Here is a 24,191-nt window from a genome sequence, read left to right on the forward strand (position 1 = left end):
AGCACGCGCAGCAGCGTCGCTTCGACCTGTCGGACCTGCGTTACAAGAACGGTGTCGACAGCTACCTGTCGGTGCTGACCGCGCAGACGGACCTGTATTCGGCGCAGCAGTCGCTGATCAATGCGCGCCTGGCACGCTGGACCAACCTGGTCAACCTGTACCGTTCGCTGGGCGGCGGGTGGATCGAGCGGGCCGGCGAAACGCCGCGCGCGCCGGATGCACCGGTCGACTATGACAAGGCGGCCGCTCCGGCGCCTGCGTCGGCAACGGCGACGAACGGGTAAGCAAGACAACGGGCAGGGGCGAGCCATGACCCCTGGTCGCGGAGGTTGCCCGACGCGAAAACGAAAACGCCACGGATGAAAATCCGTGGCGTTTCTTTTTCCGCAGTCTACGTAGCCGCTCGCGTCGGAAGCGGCGTTACGTTACCCCTGCTTTTCCCAAAGCGTGCGGCCGAAGAACGTCAGCGTGCGATCCCACGCCATTTGCGACCACACCGGATCGAACTGCGTGCCGGCGATACGGCCGGGGCCGACAGCCGTTTCGTTCGCGAATGCGTGATGCGCGAGATAGCGATGGAATTCGACATTGACCTTCGCATCGGTCAGCTTCTTCTCGAGCGCATCGACCTGGTCGATCGCGAAGAACGCATCCTGCGTGCCCCAGTGGCCCATCAGCGGCACCTTGAGCTTCGCCGGATCGAGGTAGTCGAGCGGCGGGAGGCCGTACCACGTGACGCCCGCGTCCGCATCGGCGAACTGCAGCGACAGCAGCGTGAGTGCGCCGCCCATGCAGTAACCCGTCACCGCGACACGCGAGGCGAGCGTCTTCAGATGCGTCACGGCGCCCGGAATGTCCTGCGAAGCCGCGTCGCCGAAATCGAGCCCGGTCATCAGGTGGTGTGCTTCCTCTTCCTCGACCGTTGATTTGCCGCGGTACAGGTCGGGCACGAGCGCGAAGTAGCCGCAGCGCGCGAGGCGATCCGCGACGCCACGGATCTGGTCGTTCAGCCCCCACCATTCCTGGATGACGACGACCGCGGGCGCGCCTTCGGTCTTCGCCGGCGTGGCGAGATAGCCCTGCAGTTCCTGGCCGTCCGGGCGTCGAAACGTGATCATGGAACCGGATGTTTGAGACATGAAACCGCTCCTTTTCGAAAAATGCGATGAGTGCGGCATCGGGGCCGGCCTGCGGGCGCGGCGACGATCGGGCAAGCCGGGCGTCGTGGTTCCGCTCGCGTTCGTTTTGGCCGGCACCGACCACGCGGCCATTCTATGCGCAAACACCGGCTGCCGTCGTGAACGGAGCCGCGCGGCACGCGACTCGCGAGACCGCATCGATCGGGGCGCGCAATCCGTTCCGGGCGCGGACGGCCGGAAAACAAACACCCCGCCCCGACGAACGGGAGCGGGGTGTTTCGTTTGCTGCGCGCGTATCGGAATACGCGGGCGCGTGTCCGGCTTACTGGCCGAAATACACGGAGTCGCGGCCATCCTGCTTGACTGCGATCGCGCGGCCCGCGCGTACGCCGGCGGAGGCTTGCGCGCCGTAGCCGGTTTCATCGGCGTTCGTCACGCGGGCCTGGGCGGTCTGCAGCGCGCGCGGGTAATACTGATCGGAGACTTCGGGCTTGTAGCCGGCCTGTTCGAGCTGGACGAGTTCGGCGCGCACCTGGGCACGCGTCAGCTGGCCCGACGGATTCGATTGTGCAAATGCGCCGTACGAGGCGGACAGCGCGGTTGCGGCGACGACAGCGTAGATGAACGACTTCATGATGACCTCCGGTTTCATTGATTTCGCGCTTTGCTTGTTGCGTTCAGCGGTTGATTGCATCGTAGCGATCGCGTTACCGGTCGGAAATACGCGTTCCAGCGAATAATTATTGCAACTGGGTAAACGATCTGGGGCGGCGGGGTGTTTCGTCTGATGATTGCGAGGCTGTCCGGCGCTTGACGGGGACTGCGGACGGAGCCATGAGTGGGGCGATGCCGTCGGTCGGTAGGGGCCACAAAACGACCAGTTACATCGCATTCCGAAGTATTTGTGTGAGGCTGTTTATATCGTTCGTGCCGTATTTGTGGCACATGACCGCGTCACTCGACCAGGACCGCCTGCCGTTTCCGGTATTCGGCAGGCGTGATTCCAACGTGCCGGCTGAACGACCGCCTGAGCGTATCGACATTCGCGAAGCCGCATTTCGCGGCGACCTGTTTCGGCGTGTCGTGACCGTTCTCGAGCAAGTGGCGGGCGGCCGAAATGCGGGTCGCCTCGACCCATGCGGCCGGCGTCATGCCGACTTCCGCGCGGAACAGGCGTGCGAAGTGGCGCGGGCTCATGCCTGCATGCTTCGCCATTTCCGCCACCGAATGCTCGAGTTCCGGATTCGCCGCGATCCAGCGTTGGACCTCCTGCAGTACCGAACGTCCGGCAGGGCGCGCCTCGCCCTTGCGGCTGAACTGGAGTTGGCCGCCCGGGCGCTTGAAGAACATGACCAGTTGTGCGGCGACGCGCCGCGCGATCTCGCGGCCGAGATCTTCCTCGACCAGCGCGAGCGCGAGATCGAGCCCGGCCGTGACGCCGGCGCCGGTGCGCAGCTTGCCGTCGCGCACATACAGTGCGTCCGCGTCGACGGCGAGCGATGGATACGCTTCGGCAAGCGCATCGGCCGCAGCCCAGTGCGTGGTCAGGTGACGGCCTTTCAGCAGGCCGGTGGCCGCGAGGATGAACGCGCCGGTGCAGATCGAGCCGTAGCGCTTGCTCTGCACGGCCGCCGCTCGCAGCCACGCGAGGACGTCGGAGCGCAGTGCGATCCGGCCGGCGCTCGGCGCGCCGGCGACCAACAGCGTGTCGATGCGCTCAGGAATGTCGGGAACGATCCAGTCGGGCAGCAACTGCGCACCGGACGAACTGCGGATCGGACCGGACTCGCTGGCGATGATCCGCAACGTATAGAACGGCTTCCCGCATTCGGCGTTCGCTTGCGCGAAGACGTCGAGCGGTGCGGAGACATCGAGCAGTTGAACGCCCGGAACGGCGAAAATTCCTACGACCTTCGGCATGATCGATGGTGTGTCGTGTCGAACGTGACGGGTAGCAGTATAGACGCGCCAGCGGCGCACGATGCTCGCAGACGGGCCTGGCTCCGGTGTTCTTCTCGCTGCGCGGGCGCCGTGTCTGTCCATCGCGCAAAATGGCAGGATTTGACGTAACACGTCTATTGGAGACAGCTATCGGACGCCGGAGAATCGAGGGTGTTTTCAATGGAGGTCGATCATGACTGAGAACGTTGCAGGCATCACCATTCCCGATAGCCAATTGACGCGCGAAATCACCGAGCTCGTTCGCGATACCGCGTCTCCGTTGCTGTTCCATCATTCCAGCCGCGTGTTCTATTTCGCGGCGCTTGCGGGCCAGCGGCGCGGGCTGAAATACGATCCCGAGCTGCTCTACTGCGGCTGCATGTTCCACGACATGGGGCTCACGCACAAACACAGCAGCGCATGCGAGCGTTTCGAGGTGGACGGCGCCAATGCCGCACGCGATTTCCTGAAGGGCAAGGGCATTTCGCAGCAGGATATCGACGTCGTGTGGACCTCGATCGCGTTGCATACCACGCCGGGCATCCCGCAGCACATGCATCCGGTGATCGCGCTCGTTACCGCGGGCGTCGAGATGGATGTGCTGGGCCTGACCTATCCGGAATACAGCGATGTGGAGCGCGAGGCCGTCGTTCGTGCGCATCCGCGTACGCCGCACTTCAAGGAAGACATCATTCAGGCGTTCTACGATGGGATCAAGCACAAGCCTGATACGACGTTCGGCAACGTGAAGGCCGATGTGCTCGCAGACAAGGACCCGCATTTCCACGCAGGCAATTTCTGCAGCGTGATCCGGTCGTCCGCGTGGGCCGGCTGATTGCTCGCGGTGTGGCGCACGATCCCGGATATTGAGCGGGGGTCGTGCGCGAAAAGTGAATCGTGGCTCCTGAATGACTAAGTCGTGCGACTGTAGATGGCAACCGCACGATCGAACCCGGGCACACGTGAACGCCGCATCGTACGGCGACAACGCCATCATTCGGACAGCCGGCCCGGGCGGAAAGGTACCCGTGTATGGGAGCGTAATTCGTAACGCTGCCGGATTTTCAACCGATACGAACGTTCCAATGGCTTCCACACTTCATGACTTACCCGACAGCCCCTGTGTCGGTGTGTGCTCGACGTTGTTCGACGATGTCTGCAAGGGATGCGGCCGAACGGCTGACGAGGTCTCGCACTGGGTGTTCATGAACGATGACGAGAAACGCGCGATATGGGAGCGCATCCGGCACGAGTGCACGGCGATGCGGTTCCGTCGCGATGGACGGTGAATCGTCGGGAGCGGCGTTCCTGATGACGGGGCGCGCTTGAAGAACATCCACTTGTCTTGATCGAACCGATCGACCTTGCCGGGGAGGATGAGCCGGCGAAATCGGAGAAAATGCAATCAGTTAAAAAGTTGTTACGTGACAACCGTACGGCGTTTGTCGGGATTTTATATACTGAATAATTGCACCCCGTCCCCCGGGCGAATCTCCGATTCGCGGCCGTAGAAGCTTGCCTCCAGGTGGATGGCGTACGTCGTCCTCGCCTCCGCAGGCACCCCGACGAGCACCACAGGCACGCCCCTCATCCGCGTCCGCAGGTTTTCGGCAAAACGCCTATAATGATTGGGCAAATTGCCGGGAGAGACCATGAGCACCATTGCTTTCCATCCTTCGGGCGTCGCGCACCCGCGTCAGGCCGAATTCACGATTCTCGAACAGCTGCTGGCGATCCGTGTCCGATCGGGGGCCGATCTTGCCGAGTTGGCGAGCGCCCGCATCGACGTCTCGGTGATCGACCGTCTGTCCGAGCGCGGGCTGAAATCCGACGAGCTGGCCTTCATCATTCCGCGTCGCACGCTGAGCCATCGTCGTCAGGCGCACGAACGCCTGTCGCAGGAGGAATCCGACAAGGCGATCCGTCTCGCGCGCATCGTCGCGCAGGCGACCGCCACGTTCGGCGACCAGGAGAAGGCGATGGCGTGGCTGCGCAACGGGCTTCAGCGCTTCGGCGGCCGCACGTCGCTCGACATGGCGAGCACCGAGCATGGCGCGCGGCTCGTCGAGGAAGCCCTCACGCAAATCGACGAGGGGTACTTCGCTTGACGACACTGTGGCGGATCAGCAATTTCGCCGACCTGAAAGGGATCGGCGGATTGCGCGCCGGCGGGCGCTGGCATTTTGCCGGGCAGCCCGTCGTGTATCTCGCCGAGCATCCCGCGCTCGCACTGCTCGAGACGCTCGTTCATTTCGAAATCGCCACGGTCGCGCAATTGCCGAGCGGATACCAGTTGCTTCGCATCGAGGTGGCCGATTCGGTCGATATCGCCGAAATCGCGGAGGGCGACGCGCCGGACGACTGGCGAACCAACGTCGACTGGACCCGCAGCGCCGGCACCGAGTGGCTGCATACGCAGCCGAGCGCGCTGCTGCGCGTGCCGAGCGTCGTCGTGCCGCACGCGCACAACTTCCTGCTGAATCCGCTGCATCCGGTCGCTTCCGAGGTTCGTATCGCCGAAGTCATGCAATCGCCGTACGACACACGGATTCTGCGGCTGATCCAGTCGCCGCCGGGCGAATAGGGCGCCGAGCGACTCGCGGCGCGCGCCGAGCGCGGGCCGGATCAGCGCTCGTGCGCGGCGCGGTCCGCGGCCGCATCGGGCGGCAGCGTCTGCCGGATGCGCGTGACCGTTCGCGTGCTGACGAGACCGAGCATCGCACTGACGTCGGCCTGCGCGTGGCCTGCAAGCAACTGGCGGCGCGCATACGTATTGCGCAGCACGCGCGGGCTCATGTCCGCCGCGTGGAAACCGATCGCGGTCAGCGCGTCGCGCACCACGAGCAGCAGGAACATGTCGTTCATCGCGCCACCGCCGCGCGGCGCGGGAAACAGCAACGCGGATGCCGGCGTGTCTGCCGAGCGCACCCGCCATGCGGCGAGCGGCGCCAGCGCAAATTCGGCGAGCGTGATTCGGCGCCCCGGCCGCGCCCGATCGCGCGGCACGGCGAGCGCAGGCGGCTGCGCGTCGAGATCGGGCGCGTCGCAGGTTGTCGCCCGTATCTCGGCCGACGTGATGCCGCTCGCAAGCAGCAGCGCGACGATCGCGCGATTCCGGCAGTCGGTGCGCGTGTCGTGTGCTCGCGGCTGCACGTGGCGCTGCAGCGCTGCGTCGGCATCGGGTGGCAGATAGCACGGCTCGGGCTCGCCGTCCGGCCATGCGAGATCGCGCGTCGTCCGGCCGGCCGGATGAATCGTGCGCACGCCGGCGTCGACCAGATGCCGGCCCAGCCGGTCGATCAGCTTCGCGTAGCGCACGCGGGTCGACGTGCCGGGCGCGCAGGTGCGATCGAGTTCCGCCAGGAAGGCCGCGACGTGGTCGGGTCCGAACGTGGCCAGCGACACGCGTCGTGCGGTCAGATAACGCAGGAACCGTTCGAACATCGCGACGTGCTGCACGACCGATCGCGGCGCGAACGGCCGGCGATCGGCGCCGGTCGCGGCGGTTTCCTGCCACGCGCGGAAGGCGCCAACGGGGTCGTGAATCCAGCGATTCGTGTCCATGCACGATTTATAGCCGGACGCGGTCACGCCGGCAATCGTCCCGATGTCCTGTTGGCCGCCCGGCCCGATGCAAGCGCCGTGTCACTGCGCGGTACGCGTGTCGTCGATGCCGTCGTTGTTCATCGTCAGGTAGAGCAGCACGAGCAGCAGCGTGATGAAGAAGCGGAACGCGTCCGGCACGCCGTTCCATTGCTTCGACATCCACATGCCGAACCACTCGCCGCCGACCGACATGAAGGCGACCTGCCACGTGAGGAAGCCGAGCGTCAGGCCGGCGATCGCATACGCCTTGGCCGCGCGGAATGCCGCATCGCCGGTGCGTCGCGCGCGCAGCAGACGGACTCCGCCGATCCAGCACAGCACGGCCGTCAGCGCTTCCATCGAGATGATGCCGATATAGCCGACGTGATGAACCCACGTCGTACCGATCGCGCGATACATGATTCCGTTGCCGGGGAACGTGGTGTCCATCAGGAACACGTGATGCACGAACGCGAAATTCGTCGCGTAGTCGGTGATGTTGCCGAACGCGACGAGCGAGGCGAAAAAGGCCATGGCAAGCACCATGGTTGACTTGGAAAGACGAATCATCATATTGGACTCCGAAATGAATAGGCAGGAGAAAACGCGACCGCGCGGCGATCAGCCGGCGTTCGGGGCGATACCTGCGTGAGCGTGTCCGGCGGGGCCGGCGGTTTGCGTGCGTGGCACGGCGGCGCGGAGATCGGGACTGGAAGACCTGAAGCCGGGGCGGCGTCGAGGAGACGCACGCGCCGGCTGGATCGAGTGCCCGCGCCAGGAGGGAGCGGCGATTGTCGGTCGAACCTCGAGCGTCGTCAAGCGGGGCCTGCGCGCGTGTCGCGCTGCCGGCCGTCGCCGCTATGCGTCGCGCGAGGGCGCAGTTGCTGCTACCGTGCCTACCCGTCCCCTTGCCCGCGCCAATGCAGCGAACGCCAGTTGCGTCGCGATGGCCGCGAGCGTGCCGGCCGCCATGCCGTTGCCGAGCACGATCTGCACCGGTGCGCCGAAATGGCGATACAGGTTCGGCACCAGGATCGGCGCGAGGCCGACGACGAGCGCGGCCGCGAGCGTGTACTGGTTGGCGCGCGCGTGCAGGTCGACGCCGGCGAGCAGCCGGATGCCCATCACGCCGATCATCGCGAACACCACCAGCGCGGTGCCGCCGACCACGGCGGCCGGAATCGCATACGCGAGCCGCGCGAGCGGCGCGAACAGCGCGATGACGATCAGGATCGCGCCGGCGGCAGCCGTCACGTAGCGTGAGCGCACGCCGGTCGTCTGCACGACACCGATATTCTCGGCGCTGGTCACGATCAACGGCGTACCGAACAGCGCGCCGGCCAGCGACGCCAGTGCATCGCCGCGTATCGTCTTCGGGACGTCGCGCGACAGCGAGATCGCCTTGCCGCACGTTTCGCCGACGGCGACCGTCTGCGCGGTGGCCTCGGCCATCGAGATCGCGGTGAAGATCAGCAGCGGCAGCGCGGCCAGCACGTCGAAGCGCGGCATCCCGAACGGCAGCCATACCGGATGCGTGAACAGCGGGCCGCGCCACACGTCGGCGAGCGCCGGCATCGCATCGAGCGCCCAGCCGAGCGTCGCACCGGCCATCAGGCCGATCAGCACCGCGAGCCGCCCGAGCGTGCCGCGGAACGCACCGGCCACGACGACGGTGGCGACGATCGTCGCCAGCGCGAGACCGAGTGCGCGCGGCTGCGCGAAATCGGCCGAACCGGGTTGGCCGACGACGATCGTCGCGTAGATCCGGATCAGGTTGACAGACACGAGCAACAGCATCGCGCCGACGACGATGCGCGGAAAGAGCCGCAGGCAGCGCGTGAAGACGGGCAGCAGCACCCAGTAGAACGCGCTGGCGAGCAATGCCGAGCCGGCCGCCGTCGGCAGGCCCGATTGCGCGGCGATGCCGGCGAACAGCATCGTCGGTGCACCGCCGGGCACCATCACGAAGGGCATGCGTGCGCCGATCGGCCCGGCACCGAGCGATTGCAGAAGCGTGCCGATCCCGCACGCGAAGAACGTCGCGCCGATCAGCTGGACCGTCAGGTCCGCCGGCAGCGCGAGCACTTTTGCGATCAGGAACACGGCCGTGATCGGGGACGCGGCCATCGACAGCACGTGCTGCAGCCCGAACAGCGCGAGCTGCCAGGCGGGCAGCCGTGCGTCGACGGGTGTTGAGATCGGATCGTGCGACACGGCAGGCCCCTTCGAAGCGAACGGCGACGAGCGCCGGAAACCGACGGTGAACGAACGGTCAGGCCCGCAGCCAGGGCAGTTGCGCGGCGCTGTAGCGGAACGTCTGGAATACGCTGTTGAGCTGCCCGGGGCCGGTCTTGCGCGCGGCTTCGTCCGGGTATTCGGCGAACCACGGAATCACGTATTCCCAGACGACCTCGCCGGCGGGCGTCACTTCGAACAGCCGGCCCGTCGATGATTCGGTGACGTGCGTGTTGCCGTTCGGCAAGCGTTGCGCGTTGCCCATGAACGGCGTGTAGAACAGGTTCACGACGTCATCCGCATACGACCACACGACGCGCTGCGTCGCCGGATCGATCTCGACGACGCGCGAGAACACGACGTGCGCGCCGTGGCGGAAATTGCCGTTGTCGAACGCGAGGATGTTGCCGTTCGGAAGCGGCACCGGCGCATGCTGGTGCGATACGACGTCTGGCCCGATCCGCAGGTCGACGCGGCCGGTTTCGCGATTCACGCCGATGATGCCCGACGTCGTGCGCAGGCTCATCAGCACGCGGCCGTTCGCATCGACCGCGAGGCCGTTGACGAGCGGCCAGTGATAGCGCCCGAAACCGGCCGCGATCGGGAAATCCTCGGGCCGCAGATGGTCGCGCGCATGCCATTCCCAGACGATCTGCCCGGCCCGGTTCACTTCGCGGATCACGTCCGCATACATCGCTTCGTCGTCGCCGTGCGGCGTGCCGCCCGGCACGCGCCGCGCGAACGCGGCGTCGACCGGCTCGCACGCGGCGTAGAGCAGGTTGCCGTTCGGCAGCCACTGCGCATCGTGGTGGTGCGCGGGATCCTCGTAGCGCCATACGGTTTCGCCTTGCGGCGTGACTTCGTAGAAGTCGCCGCCATGCCACATCGACCACGGCGCATAGCGCGATTCGGATTGCGGATGGTTGCCGTTGTAGCCGAGGTTGCCGTTCGGGAGGATCACCGCATGGCGGCCGGGGCGCACGGGCATCTTCCACTGGTGGGCGACTTCGCCGTCGATGCCGACGAGATAGACGTTGCCGTCGGCCGTCTGCGGCGCGATGAGCGTATAGCCGCCCGCGGACAGGGCGGGATCGTGGGCGATGAGGCCGACGCCACGGCGGCGCTGGGTAATCTGGTCGACGGTTGTCACTGCGGTCTCCATTCGAATCGGATGCGGGGATGCAGCGGAATCTAGACGATCCGGACGGTCAGTAAAATTGGATTATTCTTGACGGCCTGTTCGGAAAAATCTAACGGACCTTTTATGCGTTCGATATCGCAGACATTCCGCTGTTTCGACGAGGTCGCGAGGCGCGGCTCGATTCGCAAGGCGGCCGACGCGCTGCACCTGACCGCTGCGGCGGTGCACCAGCAGATCCGCAATCTCGAGGAGCAGGTCGGCGTGCCGCTGTTCGACCGGCTGCCGCGCGGCATGCAGTTGACGCTCGCCGGCGAGATCGTGATCGCGGCCGTGCGGCGCGGCCAGCGCGACTTCGACAACGCGCTCACGCAGGTCGAGGACCTGCGTGCGCTGCGTCGCGGGCACGTGAACCTGGCGGTACCCGCGTCGACCGCGGAAAGGCTCGTGCCCGACGCGATCCTCGCTGCGATGCGGCGCTATCCGGGCGTCACGTACAGCGTGCGTTCGGGAAACGGCGAGAGCATCGTGCGCTGGGTCGAGACAGGCGAGGCCGATATTGGCTATGCGTTGCGCCGGCGCACGTCGGCGGGCGTCGTCGAGGTGCGCGCATTCGCTCAGCCGCTGGGTGTCGTCACTGCGCCCGGCCATCCGCTCGCGGCGTCCGGCGGCAAGGTGCGGCTGCGCGACTGTTTCGCGCATCCGCTGATCCTGATGACGCCCGACACGGAGCTGCGCGCGATGTTCGACCAGATCGATGCGCGGCAGCCGCGCAACGTGCGGCCGCTGATCGAGACGGGCTCGGTGCCGATGGTTCGGCGCCTCGCGGCCGAAGGCGCGGGTGTCGGCTTCCTGATCGCCGAGAACGTCGCGGACGACGTGGCCGCTGGCCGGCTCGCGTGGACGCCGCTTGCCGATGCGGGGGCGCGCTCGTTCAGCTGCATCTATCAGCGGGCCGACATGAGCGCGACCGTTGCGATGACGATGTTTCTCGAGTTCTTCTCCGAGGCGATCGAAGCGATGGAGCGCGGATTCGCGCGCGACGGTGGCGCAGCCGGCAAGCGCCGTCGGGCAACAAAGTAACGCCATCGGCCGTGCGGGCGCATCGCACTGCGATGCAGTGCAGCACGCGAACCCGCGTGCGTAAGCGGTGACGTTGCGCACACAACATCCGGCCGCGCGACGCCAATCCCTTATTGCGGAAAAAATTCTGTTCGTGGGACTATCGAACGCGTTGCCGGCGCACCGAGGGGGTCGCAGGCAGCGTGATGTCCATCGCAACGACCTACGAGAACATCGGCAGACAATGAACAGAACAGCGATTTTTCCGTATGCGTCCGCGTTGCTCGCGGCCGCCCTTCTGACGGCGTGCGGCGGCGACGTCGAGAACGAAGCAGGCCGCACGCCGACACCTTCCACCGATGCGAGCTGCCTCGCGGTCGACAACAGCGGCGCGACGGTCGTGGTGGGCTCGAACCAGCCGGGCGACCCGTCGCTGCCGGAAGCGTCGTCGGGCTATCGCACCGGGATGAAGCCGGTTTATGCGAAGACCTATCTGGTGGCCACGTCGAACGCGTACGCGAGCGCGGCCGGCTGCGCGGTGCTGAAGAAGGGCGGCACGGCCGCCGACGCGGCAGTCGCCGTGCAGGCCGTGCTCGGCCTGACCGTGCCCGAGGCGACGGGCCTCGGGTCCGGTGGCGTGCTGCTCTACTACGATGCGCGCGGCAAGACGCTGCAGGCGTACGACGGCCGGGAAACCGCGCCGGCGGCCGCGACGGAGAACTATCTGCGCTACGTCGATGACGCGACCGACCACTCGGCACCGCTGCCGAACGCACGGGCGAGCGGCCGCTCGATCGGCACGATCGGCGTGCCGAGGCTGATCGAGGCACTGCAGCAGGATCACGGCCGCTTGCCGTGGCAGAGCCTGTTCGGCGATGCGATCACGCTTGCGACCAACGGCTTCCCGATCGGTGGCCGGCTCGCCGACGCGATCGCGGCGAACGCCGCGAACCTGAAGCGCGACCCCGAGGCCGCCGCGTATTTCCTGAACGCCGACGGCTCGCCGAAGACGCTCGGCACCGTGCTGAAGAATCCCGCGTATGCGCGCACGCTGACGCAGATGGCGCAGTCGGGTGCGAACGCGCTGTACACGGGGCAGATCGCGCAGGACATCGTCGCGAAGATCGCGACGACGAAGGGCGCGGACGGGTCGACGCTCACGCCGGGCAAGACGACCGTCGCCGACCTCGCCGCGTACCAGGCGAAGCGCCGCGATCCGGTGTGCACGACCTATCGCAGCTACTGGGTATGCGGGATGCCGCCGCCGTCGTCGGGCGGCATCGCGGTCGCGTCGGCGCTCGGCATTCTCGAGAACTACGACCTGAAATCGCTGAAGCCCGCGGCGATCGATCTCGAAGGCGGCAAGCCGACCGTCGCGGGCGTGCACCTCATCACCGAGGCGGAACGGCTTGCGTATGCCGACCGCGACAAGTACGTGGCCGATACCGATTTCGTGCCGCTGCCGGGCGGCACGTGGAACACGCTGCTCAACAAGCCGTACCTGAAATCGCGCGCGGCGCTGATCGATCCGGCCAAGAGCATGGGCACCGCCCAGCCCGGCAATCTGGGCGCGGTGCCGCTCGGTGTCGACACGACGCTGATCGAGCACGGCACGAACCAGTTCACGATCGTCGACGGCGACGGCAACGTGCTGAGCGCGACGACCACGGTCGAGTCGAGCATGGGCTCGTTCCACATGACCAACGGCTTCCTGCTGAACAACCAGCTGACCGATTTTTCCGCGAACCCGGTCGATAGCGCGGGCAATCCGGTGGCCAACCGCCTGCAGCCGGGCAAGCGGCCGCGCAGCTCGATGGCGCCGACGATCGTGTTCGGGCAGGCCGCGGACGGTTCGCGCGGCGATTTCGTGATGGCGACCGGTTCGCCGGGCGGCGGCACGATTCCGCAATATGTGGTCAAGACGCTCGTCGGCGCGCTCGACTGGGGGCTCGACGCGCAGCAGTCGGCGGGGCTCGTCGACTTCGGTGCGAGCAACAGCCCGACGACCACGATCGGCGGCGAGCACCCGAACGTCAACACGACAAACAACGGGGCGAACGATCCGCTGATCACGGGGCTGCTCGCGCTCGGGCACAAGGTATCGACGTCCGCGCAGGCGAGCGGCGTCAATACCGTGATGCGCGTAACGGTCGGCCAGTCGCCCGCGTTGCAGGGCGGCACCGATCCGCGGCGTGAAGGCGTCGTGCTCGGCGATACGTTCCGGCCGTAACCGGGCAGATCGCGCGGCCCCGAACTACCTGTATGCATCGACGGGCGGTCGGGGCCGCACATCGTGAAGGTGTCGCAATGACGAGCGCGCATCTGCTTGAAATGGACGCCATCCTGTCGGCGCCGGGCTTTTTCGATTTCCTCGACGACCTGGATTGCGATCGCGCGCTGGACAGTCGCGATGCCGAGCTGTTCGATGCGTAGTGGATGGCGTCGTTCGATGAAGTCGATGGCGATCCAGGCACAGCGGTCGACCGGCCGGCCGTGAGCGCGCTGACGGAAAAGGCGTTCAAGCTCGCGTTCGGCGCAGCGGGGAACGCCGGTGCGGCGGCATGCGTATCCGACGATATCGAACTCATCGCGAGGAATTGGTTGTCGGGCCGCACCGATGGCTGGGCGATACACGTTCTTTGGAATGCTTATCGAAGCGGCCGGTTTTCCTGATCCGCCGCGATTGGCCGCGTCGCCGTCGTGTGATGCTCCGCGTGGCACGTCTCCAGCGTCACCCCGTCCACCGCTCAATCCCGCCGCAAGCCCCCGATTGTCAAACTATGTGAGGCAATCGTCAGCATTTGCAACGGAAGTAACAGTCCCCGCAAATCAGTCGTTTTGCGCGTCCGCGCCGCTACATTAGCTCCACCTGCCGCACGTCGCGGCAAGGCATGCGACAAGCCGCACGAAGGCGGCCCGCAGCAACAACGTCTTTGGGGAGAATGACCATGAACACGATTCGTACGATTCTGGTGGGTGCTGCACTGACGGCGATGGCGACTTCGGCTGCTTTCGCACAGACGGCCCAGACCGGTGCCCAGGGTTCCGCAGGTGTCGGCGCGCAGGTTCAGACGCCGCTGCTCGGCGGTGGCGTGGGCGTGCAGGCTGGCGCCGGCGCGAATGCGGCAGGCTCGGGTTCGGGTGCGGGCAACGTCGTTGGCGGCGCGCTGAACGGCGTCGGCAAGACGGTCGGCGGCGTAGGCTCGGCAGCCGGCGACACGGTTGGCGGTGCGACGCATGCGGTCGGCTCGGCAGCGGGCACCGCGAAGGATGCCGCCGCATCGGCCGTCCACTCGACGAAATCGCACGTGAAGCACGTCGCGGGCACGGCAAAGAGCCGTGCGCAAGGCGCGATGTCGACGGCAGGTGACGTCGCAGGCGGCGCGAAGGCGAAGGCCGGCGAGGCGCTCGAAGGCGCGACGAACTCGGTGCAGGGTGGCGCATCGGTCGGTGTGAAGGGTTCGGCGTCGGCGCAAGGCGGCGCGCTGTAAGCGTCACGCTTCCCGATAGAGCCCGGCCCGCTTCGATGCGGGCCGGGCTTTTTTATGGGCGCGCGCGGCGTGCCGTTCATCCCGTCCTCGATACCGGGATGCGTCGGCGTTCGCCACCCATCCGGCGACGCGACGGGCCTGCCTGCCGGCATGGACCGGCAACGGGCGGCGTGCGCACCCCCTGCCCATCGCCCGCCGGCCATGCTTAAATAGCGAGGCTCCCGGTTGCCGGGCCGCCGCGATCGCGGCGCCGTGGGATACGGGCCAGCATGTCCGATCGACATCGTGACGACAGACGACACCAAAACGCCGTTCCGGCCAGCCCGGCGCGGCCCGATAACATTCCGAGGCATCACGTCATGACCATCCTGTTCCGTCTTCTCGCGCTCGCCTGCGCGCTCTGGCTGGCCGCCTGCGCAGGGTCGCCCCCGCCGTCCGGCAGTACCAGCGCATCCGCCGCCGCACCGGACGCCAGCGAACGCCGCGGGCTCGGCACGGCATGGGGCGAGTCGGTGCGGTCCGAAACCCGCCAGGTCGATTTCGAACGCGCGGATCCGGCGAAGCCGACGGATCTCGCGTCGGTCTACTACAACGACGCGTTGCCCGGACATCCTCCCGCGTCCCAGGTTCGCCGGTTGCCGACTCGCGTCGCACTCGCCAACGGCGACATCGCGCTGTCGTTCACGGACGAAAAGGGCGCGCCGCTGCGTCTGGCACGCAGCGACGGCCGCTGGCACATGGCGGGCGTCGAAGGTTCGCGCTACATGATCGTGCTGCGCAACCAGGGGCGCCGTACGTTCGAGATCGTGTCGAGCGTCGACGGGCTCGACGTGCTGTCGGGGCGGCCCGGCAGCTATACGAACGGCGGTTACGTGCTGTATCCGGGCCGCACGCTGACGATCGAGGGTTTCCGCAAGAGCCGCGACGAAGTCGCCGCGTTCCGCTTCGCGGCGGTGCCCGACAGCTATGTCGCGAATTCGAAGTATGGCGATGCCGCGAACGTCGGCGTGATCGGTGTCGCGGTGTTCGCGCAGAAGGAGAACGACGAGGAAGCGCTGCGCCGCAACGCGAATCCGTTCCCCGGCAATGACAACGGCTATGCACCGCCGCCGGTACCGCGCGGCGAGTGACGGCATCTCGTGGATCGGCCGCGTGCGTCGTGACGAACGACGCGCGCGGGGCGTTCCTGGATCGGGGCTGCCCGAACGGCATGCCGGCGCATGCGATGAACTTCACGACCCTCCTGCGCGATTGATGCGGACACGGATCATCCCGACGAAATCGATGGCGTTGAAGCTCGCGGCGCTGGCGCTGCTGGCCTCGAATGCCGCCGTTGCCTTCGCCGACACGCCGGCGCCCGAATCGGTGCGGCTCGCCAACGGTCACGCGATCGAATGGGCGCGCCCGGGGTTGTTCGAGGTCGATGCCGCCCGCCACCGGAAATCGGTATTGATCGTGCCGGCCGCGCTTCGCCACGCATTGCGCGATGCATCGAGTGTTGCATTCCCGTCGGACCGTTCGAAGCGAATCGACGGCAAAGACTATCTGCTGGTCGTCGTCAACCGCTCGTCGAGCAGCCGCCCGACAGGATATTGCGGCGCGGGCGAAGAAGGGGCGCTGTACGTGCTGGAGCTGCACGGCGCCCATGCCGTGCCGCGTTTCTCGCTGCCGGTTCAAAGCTGCCTCGACTCCGTTTCGCTCGACACCGACGGTGGCGCGCAATCGCCCTACCTGGCGATCGCGTGGCGCGACGACCCGGTCGGCATCGACATCCGGTGGGAATTTCTTTCTCACGGCGGTGCAACGCATCGCGTCTATCGTTTCGTGAACGGCACGTTTGTCGAGACCGGGATTCCGCAGTAACGCGGCCGGGCTGCGGCACAATGGCCGTTCGAATTCGCGTCGCGTGCACTCCCACCATCCGGATCGACGGAGAGCCTCATGTCGTTACCCGCTTTCAGGTACCATCCCGACCCGCTGGCAACGGGTAGCGTGATCCGCTCGGACGCGCGCTGCGTGTGTTGCGGCGATGCACGTGGTTACGTGTATGCGGTCGACGAGTACGAGCAATGCATCTGCCCGTGGTGCGTCGCCGACGGTTCGACACACGCGCGGCTCGATGCGGTCTTTACCGACACGTACGGCATCGGCGGCGGCGAGTGGGATGATGTACCTGACGCGGTCGTCGACGAAATCGCCTGCCGCACGCCGGGCTTCCAGGGCTGGCAGCAGGAACGGTGGTGGACGCATTGCGGCGATGGCGCGCAGTTCATTGGCCGGGCAGGTGCGGGCGAACTGACGGCGCTCGGCCCGCAGGCGGTCGTGTCGATTCGCGAATCGACCGGACTCGACGAGGGCGCCGAGTGGGAGCGCTTCTTCGCCGCACTCGACAAGGACGGCTCGCCGACCGCGTATTTGTTTCGCTGCATCCATTGCGGCGAACTCGGCGGCTACCAGGATTGCGACTGATGGCCCGGCTGACGGCACCGCACGTCGATCGCTGGCCCCATCGTCATGAAACAAAGGAATCTTCGTGAAGTTCATCCACGCGGCAGACATACACCTCGACAGCCCGTTGCACGGCCTGAGCGCCTATCCCGACGCGCCGGCCGCGCAGTTGCGCAACGCGTCGCGCGAGGCGCTGCGACAGCTCGTGGATCGTGCGATCGAAGAGGAGGTCGCGTTCCTCGTGATCGCCGGCGACCTGTACGACGGCGACTGGAAGGACCACAACACAGGCATCTTCTTCGGTCAGCAGATGGGGCGCCTGCGCAAGGCCGGCATCCGCGCGTTCGTCCTCGGCGGCAACCACGATGCCGAAAGCGAGATGACGAAGAAGCTGACGCTGCCCGACAACGTCACCGTGTTCGGTCACCGCAAGGCGGAAACCCACAAGTTGCCCGAATTCGACGTCGCGCTGCACGGGCAGAGCTTCAAGGACAAGGCTGTCGTCGACAATCTCGCGATCGGCTACCCGGACCCGGTGCCCGGTTACTACAACATCGGCGTGCTGCACACGGCGCTCGAAGGCAATACGGTGCACGCGAACTATGCGCCGTGCACGCTGGCCGAACTCCACGCGAAAGGCTACGACTACTGGGCACTCGGCCACGTGCACGAATTCCAGCAATGGTCGGGGCCGTCCACGGTGGTGTTTCCCGGCAACCTGCAGGGGCGCCATATCCGCGAGACGGGCCGCCGCGGCGCGGTGCTCGTGACGGTCGAGCAGGGCCGCACGCAGGTCGAGCGCCTGTATCTCGACGTGCTTCGGTGGGAAGCCGTGTCGGTCGACGCGTCCGATTGCCTTACCGTCGCCGACCTCTCGAGAAAAATCGGCCAGTCGCTGGAAGCGCTGCTGACCGTCGACGGCCATGTGCCGCGCGCGGTGCGCGTGACGGTCACGGGGCGCACGCCCGCGCATGGCCTCTTTTTCGGCCGCGCGCCGCAATTGCGCGCGGAGGTGCTGAACCAGATCGGCATCATCGGCAACGAGCGGCTGTGGCTCGAGAAGGTCCGGCTCGCGACGTCCGCGGCCGATCATCAGCCGGGCGAAAGCGAGCCGCTCGAAGCGCTGGAGGATCTGAAGCAGATCCTGGCCGACGCCGCGCGCGACCCGGATTTCCTCGAACTGCTCGAGCGCGACCTGAAGCCGTTCGTCGGCAAGGTGCGCAGCGACGTGAAGGAAGAGGTGCCGTTGTTGACGATGGCGCGCGCGGGCGAGCTGACCGCACTCGTCGAGCAGGTCGGGCCCGCGTTGCTTGCGCGGCTGGCGAGGGGGGAATAAGCGATGCGGATCAACCAGCTCGATCTGATCAAGTACGGCAAGTTCACCGACGAGACGCTGCGTTTCCCGTCGGCCGGCGAGGATTTCCACGTGATCGTGGGGCCGAACGAGGCCGGCAAGTCGACGATTCGCACGGCCGTGTCGGAGCTGCTGTTCGGGATGAAGCTGCAGACACCGCTTGATTTCCTGCACAGCACGCCCGAACTGCGGATCGGCGGCGTGCTGGAGAGCGGCACGGGCGAACTCGCGTTCCACCGCGCGCGCGGGCGCAGTCCGCTGCGCACACCCGCTGACGACAAACTGCCCGACGACTTTCTGGCCGCCGTCCTTGACGGCGCCACGCGCGAATTCTTCGAACAGATGTTCGGGCTCGATCACGGGCGTCTGGTCGACGGCGGCCGGAGCATTCTCGACGCCTCCGACAAGCTCGGCCAGGTGCTGTTCGAATCGGCTGCCGGTGTCGGCAGTCTCGGGCCGGTGCGTGAGGAGCTCGAGGCGCGTTCGGCCGAACTCTGGGCGCCGCGCCGCAGCGGCAGCGCGTTTGCACTCGCCGAATCATCGTTCAACGAAGCCGTGACCGAACTGAAGACGGTTCAGGTGCGCACGCGCGACTGGGTCGAGCGCAAGGACGCGCGCGAAGCGGTCGAACAGCAGATCGAGCAGGCACGTGCCGAACAGCGTCGGCTCGAAGCGCTGCGCTCGAAGCTCGAACGCGTGCGACGGCTGGCACCGTACCTGAAGGAACTGACGGTCAAGGACGCCGCGCTGGCGGAACTGGGCCCGGTCGTCGAGTTGCCGCCCACCGCGTATGCGGACCTGCTGAAGGCGCAGGGCGATCTCGCGGCCGAACAGAAGGTGCTCGAGGAGCGGCGTGCCGACCTGCTTGCAAAACGGCAGGCGCGCGATGCGATCGACGCCGACGCCGACACGCTGGCGCTCGAAGCCGACATCGAAGCGCTCGACCGGCTGCGCGGCGCGTGCATGAATCACGCGCAGGATCTGCTGCTGCTCGGCGCGGATGTCGAGCGGCACCTGTCCGCTGCGTTTGCAGCGGCCGCCCAGCTCGGCTGGCCGACCGACGAAGCGTCGCTGCGTGCATCGCTGCCGACCGCGTTGTCGCTGAAGACCGTTGAGAACCTGTTGCGCGAACACGGTGCGCTGCACCAGGCGCTTGCCGGCGCGCGCGAATCGCTCGACGAACGCACGCGCGAGCTTGCGCAGGTGCAGGAACAACAGGCGCGCCTGTCGACCGTCGACGTGCCGGAGGCGCTGCGTGCGGCGCTGGCCGATGCGCAGGGCTTTCGCAACAGTGGCCAGCGCGAGCAGGCGCTCGAACAGGAAATCGCCGCCGCCGAACGCACGTTATCTGGCGCACTCGATGCGCTCGGCCAGTGGCGCATGCCGGTCGATACGCTGCGTGCGCTCGACGTGCCGTCGGCGGCGCGGCTCGGCACGCTGCTGAAGGAAGACAGCGAATGCGCGAGCGCGGTCGCTGCTGCACGCGACGCGCGGGACGGCGCACTCGAAGAGCTCGAGCGGCTCGAACTGCAGGAAAAGCACTTCGCGGAGAACCACAAGGTCGTCACGACCGCCGACGTGCTGGCGGCGCGCGCGCGACGCGACGGCGCGTGGGGCGATATCCGCAGCGGCGCGGTCGATCTCGCAACGGGCGCACCTGCGGTCGACGACGCGATCCGCCTGGCGGACGAACTCGTCGACGCACAGCTCGGTGCGACGCAGGCGGCGGCGACATTGCAGTCGCTGCGCCAGCAGGTCGAATCCGCGCGTGCCGGCGTGACGCGCAGGCAGGCCGCGCTGGACGAGCGCGAGCGTGAGCTCACCGCGCATCGCGACGCATGGGCCGCGCTCGCGACGACCGCCGCGGTGCCCGGCATGCCGTTGGCGGCGATGGGCGACTGGCTTGCAAAGCGCGACACGGTGTTCGCCGCGCAGGTCGATCTCGACCGGCAGCGCTGCGAATTCGACACGATTCGTGCCGCGCGGGCCGGTGCCGAGGCTGCGTTGCGTGCGGCGTTGCGTACCGTGTCGCGCGGCGGCGAGTCGGACGGTCTGGCGGCGCTCGTCGCGATCGCCGAGACCTTCGTACAGTCGGCCGAGAAGGCGCTCGCGCAACAGGACAGCCTCGAGGATCGCGCGCGTGAAGCCGAACGCGGATGCGCGACGGCGCAATCGCGCGCCGGCCACGCACAGGCGGCCTACGATGCGTGGCAGGTGCAATGGCGCGACGCGCTGGCCGCCGCGAAGTTGTCCACGAGCGCGGCGACGCTGGCCGCCGCGGAAGGTGCGCTCGGGCTCGCCAACGCGGTGACGGTCGAACTGGCCGATGCCGACGCGCCGCGCAACCGGATCGTTGCGATCCGTGCGGAGCTGTCCGCGCTCGAGTCGGGCGCACGAAGGCTCGCCGAAGCGCTCGCGCCGGAATGGCTGACGAGCGGCGACTGGCCGGATGTCGCACGCCGACTGACGATGCGCCTTTCGACTGCAAAGGAAATCGCGCGTGCGATCGGTCGTGCCGATGAAGCCGTTCGTCAGGCTGACAGCAAGGTCGCGGATGCCGCCGCCGCGGTGGCCGGTGCCGATGCGCGCATCCAGCCGCTGCTGCAACTGGCAGGCGTGGCGTCGATCGACGCGGCGCTGCCGCTGGCCGAGCGCTCGGATCGCCAGCGCCAGCTGCGGCAGGCAGTCGATGCCGCGCACGAGGCACTGGTGCGCGATGGTGACGGTCTGTCCCGGTCCGCCGTCGAAGCGGAAGTCGCGGAGCAGGACATCGCCGACGTACCGGCGCACCTCGAGGCGGTGAAACAGTCGCTCGACGACGTCGGCAAGCGTCTGAACGAGCTTGCCCAGCAGCAGGTCGTGGCCGATCAGGCGTTCGGCGCGATCGATGGCCAGGCGAACGCGGCCGTTGCCGAATCGAAGCGACAGGAAGCGCTGGCGGCGATGGGCGAAGCAGCCGAACAGTATCTGGAGGCGGCCACGGCGAGCCGGTTGCTGAAGTGGGCGACGGATCGCTATCGCGACCAGAAGCAGGGGCCGATGCTCAGGCGGGCCGGCGAGATTTTCGCGGGGCTCACGCTGGGCGAATTCGCGCGGCTGACCGTCGATACCGAACGGACGCCGCCCGCGCTGTATGCACGACGGACGCAGGGGGCATCGGTCGAGGTCGCGGGGTTGAGCGAAGGGACGCGCGACCAGTTGTTCCTCGCGTTGCGGATCGCGGCGCTGGAGCTGCAGCTCGGCAGTCGGACCGCACTGCCGTTCGTGGCCGACGACTTGTTCATCAACTTCGACGATGCGCGCGCGAAGGCCGGCCTCGATGCGCTGCGCGATCTGTCGACGCGAACCCAGGTGCTGTTCCTGACGCACCACGACCACCTGCTGCCGCTCGTGAGGGACGTATTCGGCGCGCGGGTCAACGTGGTCGAGCTCCAGCGCGCACCGGTGGGCGCGTGACGCAGGGCATGCGTGAATGCCGGCGCGCGGGCAGGGTCATCACGAACAGGTAGTATGTGCGGTTCCGAAATGCACGCGACCGGTTCTGCCGACCGCGGGGCAGGCCACACGAGGGGGGAATATGAAAAAGCTGGTAGCCGCCATCGCGTTCGCGGCGGACAAGCATCGCAATCAGCGGCGCAAGGACGAAGAAGCGTCACCGTACATCAATCATCCGATCGCGCTCGCCGATGTGCTGGCCAACGAGGCCGGCGTCGAGGACGAACGCGTGATCGTCGCGGCCGTGCTGCACGACACGGTCGAGGATACCGAGACGACGGAGCAGGAACTGCTGCGGCTGTTCGGCAAGGACGTGGCGGACATCGTGATGGAGGTCACCGACGACAAGTCGTTGCCGAAGGAGGAGCGCAAGCGCCTGCAGGTCGAGCATGCGGCGACCATCAGCCGGCGCGCGAAGCTCGTGAAGCTGGCCGACAAGATCTGCAACCTGCGCGACATCGCGCGGCATCCCCCCGCGGACTGGCCGCTCGAGCGCAAGCAGGCGTATTTCGACTGGGCGAAGTCGGTCGTCGACCCGATGCGCGGTGTGCATCCCGGTCTCGAGGCGATCTTCGACACCGCCTACGACGCACGGCCGGCAGACTGAGGCGCCCGCATGCGATCCGCTCGATCCTTCGGATCCGCCACGTGGCAATCGTCGGCCGTGGCGGGTGTCGATGTGGGTGGAGAAAAGAAGCAGTGCGATCTCGTGATCCTGCGCGGACGGACAGTCGTCTATCGCGAGGAACGGATCGCGCCCGAGGCGGTGCCTGCGCTGTGCCTCGCCCATGACGTCGTGGCCGTGGGTGTCGACGCGCCGAGCCTGTGGTGGACGGGGAGCGGGCGCCGCGCGGCCGAACAGGCGCTCGCGCGCGAACGGATCTCGTGCTTTCCGACGCCGTCGCGGGAGCAGGCGGTTGCAAGCACGTCAGGTTTCTTCGACTGGATGTTCATGGGAGAGCGGGTCTACCGCTCGCTCGCGGACGCCTATCCGCTGCTGACCGGCGCCCGCTATGCGGGCGGGCGCGCGAGCTTCGAAACCTATCCTTATGCGATCACCTGCGCGATGCTGGGGAGGGCCGTCGCATCGGCGAAGCAGAAACGCAACCAGCGCCGGCAATTGCTGGAACGACTGGGCGTCGACGTGTCGACGCTGAAGTCCGTCGATGCGCGAGACGCGACCCTTTGCGCGTTGACGGCGCAATGCGTCATCGACGGGAATGCGCACGCGTATGGCGATGCGGAGGGCGGATATATCCGCGTGCCGATCGTGAGCGAGACGATCGTTCTCGACGCACTGTAGTCGTGTCGCGCCGCCCGGGCGACGGGGAGGTGCGAAAAGGTGAGCTTTTGCGGGAGGGCGGCGCCCCGCGCGACGGCGAAGGCTTCGGGCCGGGGCTGCAGGCCGGCAAACATGGGGATGGCTGGCGCACACGACATCATGCCGGTGCGCTACGCGGTCCCGAGCAGCGTCGCTCAATCCTCGAGGATGGCTTTCGGTACGCTGGACAGATCGCAGGCGTCCGCCTGTTCGAAGTAGCCTTCGGCATCGTCGATCATCACGACTGCGACGTCGATCAGCTCGTCGAGCCGTTGCAGCAGCGACTCACGCCACTCGATGTCTTCGTCGCGCTCGGGCGTCTTGTCCAGTTGCTCGATGATCGAGTCGGCCGTCTGCAGGAAAGGAATCGCCTGCTGATAGTTTTCGATCGAGACCATCGCTGCGTTGCGCGCACCGACGAGTCGCTCGCGATGCTCATCCGCCAGTTCGGATTCACCGCTGATCCGCGGCAATACATCCGAGATGCGTTGCAGAAGCGGCGGAGCCTGTTCTTCCAGGATGATGGCGCGCTCGCGCAGCGCTGCATATTCGTCGCGAAGGTCGGCGTCGCCGGATTGAGAGGTGCTGTCCATCGTGGATATGAGTGCGTGGTTCGGTCGCGGCATGATACTCGACGGCACCCGCTTCCTTGTCCGTTCCGCGACCTCGTATATACGGGGACGACAGTCATACGTCACATCAATAGAGGGGGCTCGCGTTGCGATGCGTGGCCTGCCGAGCCCCAAGCCCCAAGCCCCAAGCCCCAAGCCCCAAGCCCCCGTGCGCGCCAGCGCACGGGGGCTTTTTCAAAATATTTTCACAAAGGGGCTTGCGTAGACGGGGGCGGGTGCTTAGAATCACGCCTCTTTCGCGCTAACGGAAACGCGGCGCGGGAGAAGGGAAGCAGGGTTGGCGGTGTGCTGGAGTCTGGAGCGCGCAGCTGGCCTGGAAGTTGAGCCCCGCAGTCGCAACGATGCAGTGT

The 24,191-nt window shown here is 66.9% G+C and carries 24 protein-coding genes; 16 read left to right on the top strand and 8 right to left on the bottom strand.

Features of this window, described 5'->3' with window-relative positions; all coding sequences use genetic code 11:
- Positions 1-284: TolC family protein (locus CFB43_RS32190; RefSeq protein ID WP_144023146.1), on the top strand; the 284-nt coding region annotated here is incomplete at its 5' end.
- Between the two features lie 141 nt (positions 285-425).
- On the opposite strand, the gene CFB43_RS32195 is transcribed toward CFB43_RS32190, so the two are convergent.
- The 3 genes from CFB43_RS32195 to CFB43_RS32205 all read right to left on the bottom strand — a co-directional run bounded on the left by CFB43_RS32195 (position 426) and on the right by CFB43_RS32205 (position 3,059).
- Positions 426-1,139 carry a dienelactone hydrolase family protein gene (locus tag CFB43_RS32195; protein WP_089430049.1) on the bottom strand — a complete coding sequence of 238 codons (714 nt, stop codon included), beginning with the start codon at positions 1,137-1,139 and terminating at the stop codon, positions 426-428.
- Between the two features lie 322 nt (positions 1,140-1,461).
- Complete coding sequence (locus CFB43_RS32200) at positions 1,462-1,773, bottom strand: DUF4148 domain-containing protein (protein ID WP_222153302.1); 312 nt, start codon at positions 1,771-1,773, stop codon at positions 1,462-1,464.
- A gap of 320 nt (positions 1,774-2,093) precedes the next feature.
- Entirely contained in the window at positions 2,094-3,059 is a 966-nt protein-coding gene (locus CFB43_RS32205; RefSeq protein ID WP_089498212.1) for a GlxA family transcriptional regulator, read from the bottom strand.
- 214 nt (positions 3,060-3,273) lie between these two features.
- Between CFB43_RS32205 and CFB43_RS32210 the strand changes: the two genes are divergently transcribed.
- From CFB43_RS32210 to CFB43_RS32230, 4 genes are all read left to right on the top strand, one after another.
- Entirely contained in the window at positions 3,274-3,915 is a 642-nt protein-coding gene (locus CFB43_RS32210) for an HD domain-containing protein (RefSeq protein ID WP_011349307.1), read from the top strand.
- Between the two features lie 250 nt (positions 3,916-4,165).
- Positions 4,166-4,369 (top strand): DUF1289 domain-containing protein, encoded by a 204-nt coding sequence (locus CFB43_RS32215; RefSeq protein ID WP_089498213.1) that lies wholly within the window; start codon positions 4,166-4,168, stop codon positions 4,367-4,369.
- A gap of 363 nt (positions 4,370-4,732) precedes the next feature.
- Complete coding sequence (parS, locus tag CFB43_RS32225) at positions 4,733-5,188, top strand: type II RES/Xre toxin-antitoxin system antitoxin (RefSeq protein WP_089430054.1); 456 nt, start codon at positions 4,733-4,735, stop codon at positions 5,186-5,188.
- Positions 5,185-5,664: an RES family NAD+ phosphorylase gene (locus tag CFB43_RS32230; RefSeq protein ID WP_089498215.1), complete on the top strand. Its 480-nt coding sequence runs from the start codon at positions 5,185-5,187 to the stop codon at positions 5,662-5,664. The genes parS and CFB43_RS32230 overlap by 4 nt, the downstream gene beginning before the upstream one ends.
- A 41-nt stretch (positions 5,665-5,705) precedes the next feature.
- Here CFB43_RS32230 and CFB43_RS32235 read toward each other — a convergent pair whose 3' ends face one another.
- The 4 genes from CFB43_RS32235 to CFB43_RS32250 all read right to left on the bottom strand — a co-directional run bounded on the left by CFB43_RS32235 (position 5,706) and on the right by CFB43_RS32250 (position 10,062).
- Positions 5,706-6,644 (bottom strand): tyrosine-type recombinase/integrase, encoded by a 939-nt coding sequence (locus CFB43_RS32235; RefSeq protein ID WP_089498216.1) that lies wholly within the window; start codon positions 6,642-6,644, stop codon positions 5,706-5,708.
- Positions 6,645-6,725: 81 nt separating this feature from the next.
- Complete coding sequence (locus CFB43_RS32240; RefSeq protein ID WP_089498217.1) at positions 6,726-7,238, bottom strand: DUF2165 family protein; 513 nt, start codon at positions 7,236-7,238, stop codon at positions 6,726-6,728.
- A 285-nt stretch (positions 7,239-7,523) separates the two neighbouring features.
- Positions 7,524-8,879 (bottom strand): uracil-xanthine permease family protein, encoded by a 1,356-nt coding sequence (locus tag CFB43_RS32245; protein WP_089498218.1) that lies wholly within the window; start codon positions 8,877-8,879, stop codon positions 7,524-7,526.
- A 58-nt stretch (positions 8,880-8,937) separates the two neighbouring features.
- Positions 8,938-10,062 carry an aryl-sulfate sulfotransferase gene (locus CFB43_RS32250; RefSeq protein ID WP_089498219.1) on the bottom strand — a complete coding sequence of 375 codons (1,125 nt, stop codon included), beginning with the start codon at positions 10,060-10,062 and terminating at the stop codon, positions 8,938-8,940.
- Positions 10,063-10,164: 102 nt separating this feature from the next.
- Between CFB43_RS32250 and CFB43_RS32255 the strand changes: the two genes are divergently transcribed.
- From CFB43_RS32255 to CFB43_RS32305, 11 genes are all read left to right on the top strand, one after another.
- Positions 10,165-11,121: a LysR family transcriptional regulator gene (locus tag CFB43_RS32255; RefSeq protein ID WP_089498220.1), complete on the top strand. Its 957-nt coding sequence runs from the start codon at positions 10,165-10,167 to the stop codon at positions 11,119-11,121.
- Between the two features lie 223 nt (positions 11,122-11,344).
- Positions 11,345-13,330 (top strand): gamma-glutamyltransferase family protein, encoded by a 1,986-nt coding sequence (locus tag CFB43_RS32260; protein ID WP_089498221.1) that lies wholly within the window; start codon positions 11,345-11,347, stop codon positions 13,328-13,330.
- Positions 13,331-13,536: 206 nt separating this feature from the next.
- Complete coding sequence (locus tag CFB43_RS39035) at positions 13,537-13,773, top strand: hypothetical protein (RefSeq protein WP_256990163.1); 237 nt, start codon at positions 13,537-13,539, stop codon at positions 13,771-13,773.
- Between the two features lie 275 nt (positions 13,774-14,048).
- Positions 14,049-14,591 (top strand): hypothetical protein, encoded by a 543-nt coding sequence (locus tag CFB43_RS32270; protein WP_089498228.1) that lies wholly within the window; start codon positions 14,049-14,051, stop codon positions 14,589-14,591.
- A gap of 359 nt (positions 14,592-14,950) precedes the next feature.
- Entirely contained in the window at positions 14,951-15,721 is a 771-nt protein-coding gene (locus CFB43_RS32275) for a hypothetical protein (RefSeq protein WP_089430063.1), read from the top strand.
- Between the two features lie 154 nt (positions 15,722-15,875).
- Complete coding sequence (locus CFB43_RS32280; protein ID WP_144023147.1) at positions 15,876-16,454, top strand: hypothetical protein; 579 nt, start codon at positions 15,876-15,878, stop codon at positions 16,452-16,454.
- Between the two features lie 78 nt (positions 16,455-16,532).
- Positions 16,533-17,060 carry a CbrC family protein gene (locus tag CFB43_RS32285; RefSeq protein ID WP_089498223.1) on the top strand — a complete coding sequence of 176 codons (528 nt, stop codon included), beginning with the start codon at positions 16,533-16,535 and terminating at the stop codon, positions 17,058-17,060.
- A 64-nt stretch (positions 17,061-17,124) separates the two neighbouring features.
- Positions 17,125-18,375 (top strand): metallophosphoesterase family protein, encoded by a 1,251-nt coding sequence (locus CFB43_RS32290; protein ID WP_089498224.1) that lies wholly within the window; start codon positions 17,125-17,127, stop codon positions 18,373-18,375.
- 3 nt (positions 18,376-18,378) lie between these two features.
- Complete coding sequence (locus CFB43_RS32295; RefSeq protein WP_089498225.1) at positions 18,379-21,849, top strand: ATP-binding protein; 3,471 nt, start codon at positions 18,379-18,381, stop codon at positions 21,847-21,849.
- 121 nt (positions 21,850-21,970) lie between these two features.
- The gene (locus tag CFB43_RS32300; protein WP_043185438.1) at positions 21,971-22,495 is read left to right on the top strand and encodes an HD domain-containing protein; all 525 of its coding nucleotides are present in this window, start codon (positions 21,971-21,973) and stop codon (positions 22,493-22,495) included.
- Between the two features lie 9 nt (positions 22,496-22,504).
- Positions 22,505-23,191, top strand: coding sequence for a DUF429 domain-containing protein (locus tag CFB43_RS32305; RefSeq protein ID WP_089498226.1), 687 nt, complete (start codon positions 22,505-22,507; stop codon positions 23,189-23,191).
- A 173-nt stretch (positions 23,192-23,364) separates the two neighbouring features.
- On the opposite strand, the gene CFB43_RS32310 is transcribed toward CFB43_RS32305, so the two are convergent.
- A complete protein-coding gene (locus CFB43_RS32310) occupies positions 23,365-23,802 on the bottom strand; it encodes an ATPase (protein WP_226208196.1) in 438 nt (145 codons plus the stop codon).
- Positions 23,803-24,191: the final 389 nt, after the last annotated feature.

Source organism: Burkholderia sp. AU15512, assembly GCF_002223325.1.
Classification (GTDB): domain Bacteria; phylum Pseudomonadota; class Gammaproteobacteria; order Burkholderiales; family Burkholderiaceae; genus Burkholderia.

Excerpts from the sequence above, each read along its gene's own strand:
- CFB43_RS32260 (WP_089498221.1), top strand. The coding sequence starts at position 11,345 with ATGAACAGAACAGCGATTTTTCCGTATGCGTCCGCGTTGCTCGCGGCC.
- CFB43_RS32275 (WP_089430063.1), top strand. The coding sequence starts at position 14,951 with ATGACCATCCTGTTCCGTCTTCTCGCGCTCGCCTGCGCGCTCTGGCTG.
- CFB43_RS32250 (WP_089498219.1), bottom strand. The coding sequence starts at position 10,062 with ATGGAGACCGCAGTGACAACCGTCGACCAGATTACCCAGCGCCGCCGT.
- CFB43_RS32240 (WP_089498217.1), bottom strand. The coding sequence starts at position 7,238 with ATGATGATTCGTCTTTCCAAGTCAACCATGGTGCTTGCCATGGCCTTT.
- CFB43_RS32235 (WP_089498216.1), bottom strand. The coding sequence starts at position 6,644 with ATGGACACGAATCGCTGGATTCACGACCCCGTTGGCGCCTTCCGCGCG.
- parS (WP_089430054.1), top strand. The coding sequence starts at position 4,733 with ATGAGCACCATTGCTTTCCATCCTTCGGGCGTCGCGCACCCGCGTCAG.
- CFB43_RS32305 (WP_089498226.1), top strand. The coding sequence starts at position 22,505 with ATGCGATCCGCTCGATCCTTCGGATCCGCCACGTGGCAATCGTCGGCC.
- CFB43_RS32215 (WP_089498213.1), top strand. The coding sequence starts at position 4,166 with ATGGCTTCCACACTTCATGACTTACCCGACAGCCCCTGTGTCGGTGTG.
- CFB43_RS32310 (WP_226208196.1), bottom strand. The coding sequence starts at position 23,802 with ATGGACAGCACCTCTCAATCCGGCGACGCCGACCTTCGCGACGAATAT.
- CFB43_RS32270 (WP_089498228.1), top strand. The coding sequence starts at position 14,049 with ATGAACACGATTCGTACGATTCTGGTGGGTGCTGCACTGACGGCGATG.
- CFB43_RS32295 (WP_089498225.1), top strand. The coding sequence starts at position 18,379 with ATGCGGATCAACCAGCTCGATCTGATCAAGTACGGCAAGTTCACCGAC.
- CFB43_RS32205 (WP_089498212.1), bottom strand. The coding sequence starts at position 3,059 with ATGCCGAAGGTCGTAGGAATTTTCGCCGTTCCGGGCGTTCAACTGCTC.
- CFB43_RS32285 (WP_089498223.1), top strand. The coding sequence starts at position 16,533 with ATGTCGTTACCCGCTTTCAGGTACCATCCCGACCCGCTGGCAACGGGT.
- CFB43_RS39035 (WP_256990163.1), top strand. The coding sequence starts at position 13,537 with ATGGCGTCGTTCGATGAAGTCGATGGCGATCCAGGCACAGCGGTCGAC.
- CFB43_RS32280 (WP_144023147.1), top strand. The coding sequence starts at position 15,876 with ATGGCGTTGAAGCTCGCGGCGCTGGCGCTGCTGGCCTCGAATGCCGCC.
- CFB43_RS32210 (WP_011349307.1), top strand. The coding sequence starts at position 3,274 with ATGACTGAGAACGTTGCAGGCATCACCATTCCCGATAGCCAATTGACG.
- CFB43_RS32255 (WP_089498220.1), top strand. The coding sequence starts at position 10,165 with ATGCGTTCGATATCGCAGACATTCCGCTGTTTCGACGAGGTCGCGAGG.
- CFB43_RS32200 (WP_222153302.1), bottom strand. The coding sequence starts at position 1,773 with ATGAAGTCGTTCATCTACGCTGTCGTCGCCGCAACCGCGCTGTCCGCC.
- CFB43_RS32195 (WP_089430049.1), bottom strand. The coding sequence starts at position 1,139 with ATGTCTCAAACATCCGGTTCCATGATCACGTTTCGACGCCCGGACGGC.
- CFB43_RS32300 (WP_043185438.1), top strand. The coding sequence starts at position 21,971 with ATGAAAAAGCTGGTAGCCGCCATCGCGTTCGCGGCGGACAAGCATCGC.